Annotated in this window: 6 protein-coding genes; 2 read left to right on the top strand and 4 right to left on the bottom strand. The window is 74.0% G+C overall.

The annotated features are described in order from the left end of the window. Positions 1 to 133: 133 nt before the first annotated feature. A complete protein-coding gene (locus tag ACFWWQ_RS22000) occupies positions 134 to 1,303 on the bottom strand; it encodes a serine hydrolase domain-containing protein (protein ID WP_384598658.1) in 1,170 nt (389 codons plus the stop codon). Between the two features lie 62 nt (positions 1,304 to 1,365). Continuing rightward, on the bottom strand, positions 1,366 to 2,565 hold the full coding sequence (locus ACFWWQ_RS21995; RefSeq protein ID WP_384598641.1) for a serine hydrolase domain-containing protein: 1,200 nt from the start codon (positions 2,563 to 2,565) through the stop codon (positions 1,366 to 1,368). A gap of 139 nt (positions 2,566 to 2,704) precedes the next feature. Between ACFWWQ_RS21995 and ACFWWQ_RS21990 the strand changes: the two genes are divergently transcribed. Together ACFWWQ_RS21990 and ACFWWQ_RS21985 are read left to right on the top strand one after the other, a co-directional pair. After that, positions 2,705 to 3,946, top strand: coding sequence for a sensor histidine kinase (locus ACFWWQ_RS21990; RefSeq protein ID WP_384598639.1), 1,242 nt, complete (start codon positions 2,705 to 2,707; stop codon positions 3,944 to 3,946). Positions 3,947 to 4,098: 152 nt separating this feature from the next. Further along, the gene (locus ACFWWQ_RS21985) at positions 4,099 to 4,740 is read left to right on the top strand and encodes a response regulator (RefSeq protein ID WP_384598656.1); all 642 of its coding nucleotides are present in this window, start codon (positions 4,099 to 4,101) and stop codon (positions 4,738 to 4,740) included. Positions 4,741 to 4,857: 117 nt separating this feature from the next. On the opposite strand, the gene ACFWWQ_RS21980 is transcribed toward ACFWWQ_RS21985, so the two are convergent. Continuing rightward, entirely contained in the window at positions 4,858 to 5,544 is a 687-nt protein-coding gene (locus tag ACFWWQ_RS21980; protein ID WP_384598637.1) for a hypothetical protein, read from the bottom strand. Between the two features lie 234 nt (positions 5,545 to 5,778). Next, a complete protein-coding gene (locus tag ACFWWQ_RS21975; RefSeq protein WP_384598635.1) occupies positions 5,779 to 6,828 on the bottom strand; it encodes a GlxA family transcriptional regulator in 1,050 nt (349 codons plus the stop codon). Positions 6,829 to 6,910 lie beyond the last annotated feature (82 nt).

Genomic DNA, 6,910 nt, shown 5'->3' with positions numbered 1-6,910 from the left:
CCCTCACCGGGCCCGAGGATGAAGGCCCCCACGCTTCGCGGTGGGCCCCTTCAACATCGTGGTCTCAACGAGTCGGAGCGCCCGGCGTCAGGTCGGGCGCTCCGGTCGTTTTCCCACATGCGCTCGGCGTGGTTCAGCGGCACAGGGCGGTGTCCACGGTGCGTTCGAGGTTCCTCCGGGCCGCCTCGTCGGTGAGCTGCAGGGTGACCGCGACGTGGGCGGCGCGGCCGTCGTCGGTGGCGCCGCCCCGGGTCTCGTACCCCGGGAAGCTGCCGCCGTGGCCCCAGGAGAGGCCGCCGCACGGCAGTGGCCTGCTGACGAGTCCGAGTCCGTAGCGGGCGCCGGGGCCGAAGGTCTCTTCGGCGGGGACGGTGGAGCGCATCTGGGCGAGCTGGGCCGGGGGCAGGAGGCGGCCGGCCAGGAGCGCGGTGAAGAAGCGGTTGAGGTCGGAGTTGGTGGAGATCATCTGGCCTGCCGCCCAGCCCCAGGAGGGGTCGGTCTCCGTGATGTCGCGCAGCGGCCCGTTCGCCGATTCCTGGTAGTAGCCATGGGGATGGGGCTCCCGGATGCGCGCGTCACCAGGGGTGGGGAAGGAGGTGTGGCGCAGTCCGATGCGCTTGATGATGCGCCGGTCGATCTCCTCGGCCAGGGGGCGGCCGGTGACCTTCTGGACGATCAGGCCGGCGAGCACGTAGTTGGTGTTGCTGTACTTCCACCTCGTCCCGGGGGCGAAGTCGGCCGGGTGCCGGAGGGCGATGTCGAGCAGTTCGCGGGGGGTGTAGTACCGGACGTCGTCCCCGAGGTGGTCGGTGTAGTTGGGGAGTCCGGTGGTCTGCTGGAGGAGCTGGCGGACGGTGATGCGGCGCCCGTCGATCCCCTTGCCGCGGACGAGTCCGGGCAGGTAGCTGTCGACGGTGGCGTCCAGGTCCACTCTCCGCTCCGCGACGAGCTGGAGGACGACGACCGCGACGAAGGTCTTGGTGTTGCTGCCGATCCGTACCTGCCCGTCGACGGGTACCGGGGCTCCGGTGGCCAGGTCGCCGACTCCCGCGGTGTAGGTGCGGGTGCGGCCGTCACGGTCCTCGACGCTCGCCAGCGCGGCGGGCACCCCGCCGTCGCGCACCAGCGCGTTCAGGCTCTGCCGGACGGCGTCCGGCCTGGTGGCGGCGGAGGCGGCGGGCGGGGCGAGGGCGCCCAGTGTCATGACGCCGATGGCCGCGGCGGTCGCGGCGGCCAGGGCCTGGCGCCGGGTGCCGTGCCTCCGGCCCGGCGTGCGGAGCCCTTGCGGCGTCTGCCCACGCAGGGGCCACCTCCTGGGGAATCGTCGGATCGTGGTGCGGGTTGCCCGGTTGCCGGGTGCGTGGGTCATCCGCACAGGGCCTTGTCCACGGCGTCCTTCACGTGCTGCGCGGCCGCCTCGTCCGTCGGGATGCTGGTGACCGCGACGTTGGCGGCGCGGCCGTCGTCGGTGACCCCGCCCCGGGTCTCGTACCCCGGGATGTCGCCGCCGTGGCCCCAGTAGACGCCGCCGCACGACAGTGGCCTGCTCGTGAGCCCCAGCCCGTAGCGGAGGCCGGAGGTCCCGGCGGGGACGGTCGTGCGCATCTCGGCGAGCTGGGCCGCCGGGAGGAGACGGCCGGCCAGGAGCGCGGTGAAGAAGCGGTTGAGGTCGGAGTTGGTGGAGATCAACTGGCCTGCCGCCCAGCCTGCGGAGGGGTCCACCTCCGTGAAGTCGCGCAGTGGTCCGTCCGCCGGGTTGCGGTGGTAGCCGTGGGGGTGCGGCCCCCTGATGGTCCTGTCGCCGGGGGTGGGGAAGGAGGTGTGGCGCAGCCCGATGCGCTTGATGATGCGCCGGTCGATCTCCTCGGCCAGGGGGCGGCCGGTGACCTTCTGGACGATCAGGCCGGCCAGGACGTAGTTGGTGTTGCTGTACCCCCACTTCTTCCCCGGGGCCGCGTCGGCCTTGTACCGGAGGGCGATGTCGAGCAGTTCGCGGGGCTCGAAGTACCGGTGCTTGATCTCGTCGTCGTCGAGGTGGATGCCGTACTCGGGGAGTCCGCTGGTGTGCTGGAGGAGCTGGCGGACGGTGATGCGGCGCCCGTCGATCCCCTTGCCGCGGACGAGTCCGGGCAGGTAGCTGTCGACGGTGGCGTCGAGGCCGATCTTCCCCTCGCCGACCAGTTGCAGCACCACGACCGCGGTGAACGCCTTGGTGTTACTGCCGATCCGTATCCGGCCGTCCCTGGGCACCTTCGAGCCGGTGGTCAGGTCGCCGACTCCCGCCGTGTAGGTGCGGGTGCGGCCGTCACGGTCCTCGACGCTCGCCAGCGCGGCGGGCACCCCGCCGTCGCGCACCAGCACGTTCAGGGCCTGCTGGACGCCGTCCGGCTTGGCGGAGGCGGCGGAATCGGAGGCGGAATCGGAGGCGGAGGCGACGGCCGGGACGAGGGCGCCCAGCGTCACGATGCCGAGGGCCGCCACGACCGCGGCCGGCACGGCTCGTCGCCGCCTGCCGCCCTGCCGTCGGGGCGAGGAACGAAAGCCCTGCCGGGCCTGAGCACGCATCAGTCAACTCCTGGGGGTCGTGTGGTCAGGGCACGATCCTGGTTTCCGGGGCCCTGCGGGCGCATCACGGGAAGGCGGGAGATCTCACTCCCCCGATCGAGGGAGGCCGCCGGTGGGCCGGCCGGTGATACTGACGCCCATGATCAGGGGAATTGGGCCGCTGCTGCGCGGCTCCACGTATGCGGGTGCGCTGTTCGCCTATTGCGGCGCGCTGGCGAGCCTTCCGCTGCTGCCTGTCGCCCTGTTGCCGGCGCTGTCGTGGCGGTCCGCACCCGAGAGCGTGCAGATCGTCCTCGTCCTGCTGGTGTGGGCGGTACTGGTCGGCGTGGCCGGGCTGGCGCGCCCCGTACGGCGGGCGCTGGTCGCGTCCGCCCGCCGGCTGCTGCGGGTGCCGCTGCCGAATCCGGTGGCCGGTCGCCGGACTTCCGGTGCACCCGGCCTCGACCGCTGGCGAACCCCGCTCTGGCTGGTGCTGCACGTGGCCGTCGGGTGGACGGGGGCGCTGGCGAGCGCGGTGCTGTTCGTCATGGGCCTCTCCCTGCCGGGGAACTGGCTCGGCGGCGAGGTGCGGGCGAGCCTGTTCGGCATGTCGGTCCGGGTGTCGGGCGGGTGGAGCTGGGTGGTGGCGGCCGGGTGCCTGCTGCTGGCGATGACCGTCTGCGTCGTGGTGACGAAGACCCTGCGGTGGTCGGCGCCGCGGCTGCTGGGGCCGTCGGCGGCCGAACGGCTCGCGCTGGCCGCCGAACGGGAACTGCTGCTGGCCGAACGCAACCGGGTGGCCCACGAGTTGCACGACTCGATCGGGCACACGCTGACGGCGGCCACCATCCAGGCGGCGGTGGCGGGCGAGATGCTCTCCGCCGACCCGGCGGCGGCGCGGGCCGCCATGCGCAGCATCGAGGAGTCGACGCGGGCCGCGCTGGAGGACCTGGACTACGTACTCGGAGTGCTGCGCGAGGAACAGTCGGGGACGGCGCCGGCCCGGACCCTGGCCGACCTCCCCGAGCTGCTGGACCGCCTGCGGCACGCGGGGGCGGTGGTCGAACCGGAGCTGTCGGGCGAGCCGGCGCAGGTGCAGGGGACCGTCTCCCGGGCGGCGTACCGGATCCTCCAGGAGGGGCTGACGAACGCGCTGCGCCACGGGGCGGGCGGCCCGATCACCCTCAAGGTGGCGGCCGGGCCGGACGGGCTGGATCTCACGGTGGTCAACCGGACCGGGGCACGGACGGGCCCGGGCCCGGGGACCTTCCCGACCTCCGGCCACGGTCTGCCCGGACTGGCCGAGCGCGTCCGGCTGCTGCACGGTGAGTTCCGGGCCGGCCCGGACGGGACGCAGAACTGGCGGCTGACCGTCCGGCTGCCGGTACCGGTGTCGGCGTGAGGGAATCCGACGCGGGCGGAGGCGCGGGCGGAGGCGCGGGCGGAGGCGCGGGCGGAGGCGCGGGCAAAGGTACGGGCGAAGGCGCGGCCCTCCCCGCCGTCACGCACCCCACCGTCACGCACCCCGATGTCACGCACCCCGATGTCACTCTCCTGATCGCGGACGACGACGAGGTGACCCGCAGCGGCCTGCGCATGCTGCTCGCCGCGCAGCCGGGGATCACGGTGGTCGGCGAGGCCGCCGACGGCGTCGAGGCGGTCGAACGGGCGCGGAGCCTGCGGCCGGACGTGGTCCTGATGGACGTGCGGATGCCGCGTCGCAACGGGATCGAGGCCACCCGCCAGCTGCTGGCCGAAGTGGCCTGCCCGCCGAAGGTCGTGGTGATCACCACCTTCGAGAACGACGGCTACGTCACCGCCGCCCTCAGCGCGGGCGCCAGCGGCTTCGTCCTCAAGCGCCTCCCGGTCCGTCAGATCGCGGAGGCGGTCCGGGTGGTCGCGGCGGGCGAAGCGCTCCTCTTCCCGGCCGCACTGGGCCGGATGGTCGCCGCCCGCCCGCTGGGCTCCGCCGAGGCCCTGCCGCAGGCCGACCTGACCGGCCGGGAGGAGGAGGTGCTGCGCCTGATGGCCACCGGGCTCTCCAATCCGGAGATCGCGGAGTCCCTCACGGTGAGCCTGGAGACGGTCAAGACCCACGTCGGAAACGTGCTGACCAAGCTCGGCGCGCAGAACCGGACCCATGCGGTGGTGATCGCGTACGAGTCCGGCCTGATGGTCCCGGGCTTCGCCGGCTGACCGGCTTCCGCTCCTCCTCCGCCCCCGGGAGCGGGGGCGGAGGCCGGGCCGGGCCGGGGGGCATCCTCAGGAGATCGAGCCGGTTGCCGAGCGATCCGGCAGTTGCTCCCCAGGCCGTTACTCGTGGGCGCTGATCTCGCCCCCGGAAGTGAGCACGATGGAGACGCCGTTGGCGTCGACGCCGGCGTCGTGTTCGTCCGCCTCCAGCGTGGCGTCCACCGAACCTTCGTGGCCGATGATCTCGGCGCGGTAGTGGAGTTCGCCGAGCTTGGTGACCTTGGCCTGCCAGCCGCCCGCGAGGGTGAAGGTGCCTGGGCCGGTCTGTGCGCCGCCCATCCAGGAGTGGACCTCGCCGCCCATCGTGAGCAGGACGTACATGCCGTTGAGGGCAGCCGCGTCGTCCTGGCCCTTCGTTTCCAGCGTGGCCAGGACCTCACCGTCGTGGACGATCCTGGCGCGGTAGTTCTGGTCGCCGAGGTCGTAGATCTCGGCCTCGCTGCCGTCCTCCAGGGTCACGGTGTTGTCCGGGGAGTCCGCCTCGCCCGTGGCGTCGGACGCGCCGCCCGACTGCTCGCCCTCGACGTCGGAATTGGTTTCCGCCTTGCCTTCGGCCTTGGCGTCGGTGCCCGCCTTGGCGTGGGATCCCTGGACTCCGGCGGCGGCCGCGTGGCCCGCGGGCTTCGTGCCGGAGGCGTCCGCGCCGGAGCAGGCGGTCAGGGTGAGGCCGGCGACGACGGTCAGCGCGGCGAGGGCGACGCGCAGGGTGCGGCGGCGCGGGGTGCGGGCGGTGGTGCTGGAGCTCATGTCGGGTTCCCCCTGGGCGGTTGGTGTCGTGGTCTCCCCGGTACGTCACCCACTCTGCTCGGGGCCGCTACCGCGAGGCTGCACCCTCGCTAACACCCGGCTAATGCGGGGGTGGTGGCCGTCTGCCGGGGCCCGGACTCCGCTGCGGCAGTGGGGTGCGGGCGCCCCCTAGGGGCTCTCAGGGGCCGTGCGCCACCTCCAGGACGCCCTGCTCAAGGCCAGTGCAGGCGCCCCCTAGGGACTCTCAGGGGCCTCGGCCCGCCGGGTGCTGGCGAAGCGTTGGCGGTAGTGGGTCGGGGTGGTGCCCAGGTGGCGGGCGAAGGCGCGGCGGAGGGATTCGTCGGTGCCCAGGCCGCTGTGGCGGGCGGCGGCGGTGACGCTGTGGCCGTCGAGGAGGAGTTGCCGGGCGCGGTCGAGGCGGACGCGTTCGACCCAGCGGGCGGGGGTGGTGCCGAGTTCGGCGCGGAAGCGGCGGGTCAGATGGCGGGGGCTGACGGCCGCGGTGGCGGCCAGCGCCGGGAGGCTGTGGTCGGCGGCCGGGTCGGCGAGGACGGATTCCAGGACCGGGCGGAGCAGGCCACCGCGGGCGGGCGGGGTGTCGAGCGCCGTGGAGAACTGCGACTGGCCGCCGGGCCGGTGCAGGAAGACGACCATTTCCCGGGCGATGTCGCGGGCCGCATCCGCCCCGTGATCGTCCTCCACCAGGGCGAGCGTCAGGTCGATGCCCGCGCTGATGCCCGCCGACGTGACGTACCGGCCGTCGCGGAGGTGGAGGGCGTCCGGCTCGACGCGTACCCGCGGGTGACGGCGGGCGAGGGTGGCGGCGTGCCGCCAGTGGGTGGTCGCGCGGCGGCCGTCCAGCAGGCCGAGCGCGGCGAGGACGAAGGCGCCGGTGCAGACGGACGCGATGCGTGCCGCCCCGGGGGCGAGTGTGCGGACGGCCGCCAGGAGGGCGTCGTCGGGCGGCCGCTCGGCGAGGCGGTCACCGCCGGCGACCAGCACGGTGTCGACGGGCCCGGCCGCATCCGCCGTGACGGTGCCGGTCAGGGCCGGTCCGGCGGCGGTGGTGACCGGCCCGCCCCCGGGCGAGACCAGCACCAGCTCGTACGGGTACCCGAAGCGGCCCGCCTGGTGGAGTACCTCCGACGGGCCACTGACGTCGAGGAGGGTCACGCCGTCGAAGACGACGAGGGCCACCCGGGAGGGCCCGGCCGCGCCTGGGGGTGCCCCGCCGGCGCTCCGCCGTGATGTCCGGATCTGTGGTTCATCCGGCCGTGAGGACATGGCATCAGGGTAGACACCCGGGCGAACCTGGGGGAAGCACAGCGGGCGCGGCGGCCACCGTCGACCGGCCGCCGTCGACCGG

Source organism: Streptomyces sp. NPDC059080 (assembly GCF_042739975.1).
GTDB lineage: Bacteria > Actinomycetota > Actinomycetes > Streptomycetales > Streptomycetaceae > Streptomyces > Streptomyces benahoarensis.
Note: the sequence above shows the minus strand (reverse complement) of the source record. Positions and strands in the feature narration are given on the sequence as shown.

Bases quoted from the DNA above. Each gene is read 5' to 3' on its own strand.
- ACFWWQ_RS21995 (WP_384598641.1), bottom strand. From the start codon at position 2,565: ATGCGTGCTCAGGCCCGGCAGGGCTTTCGTTCCTCGCCCCGACGGCAG.
- ACFWWQ_RS21990 (WP_384598639.1), top strand. From the start codon at position 2,705: ATGATCAGGGGAATTGGGCCGCTGCTGCGCGGCTCCACGTATGCGGGT.
- ACFWWQ_RS21980 (WP_384598637.1), bottom strand. From the start codon at position 5,544: ATGAGCTCCAGCACCACCGCCCGCACCCCGCGCCGCCGCACCCTGCGC.
- ACFWWQ_RS21975 (WP_384598635.1), bottom strand. From the start codon at position 6,828: ATGTCCTCACGGCCGGATGAACCACAGATCCGGACATCACGGCGGAGC.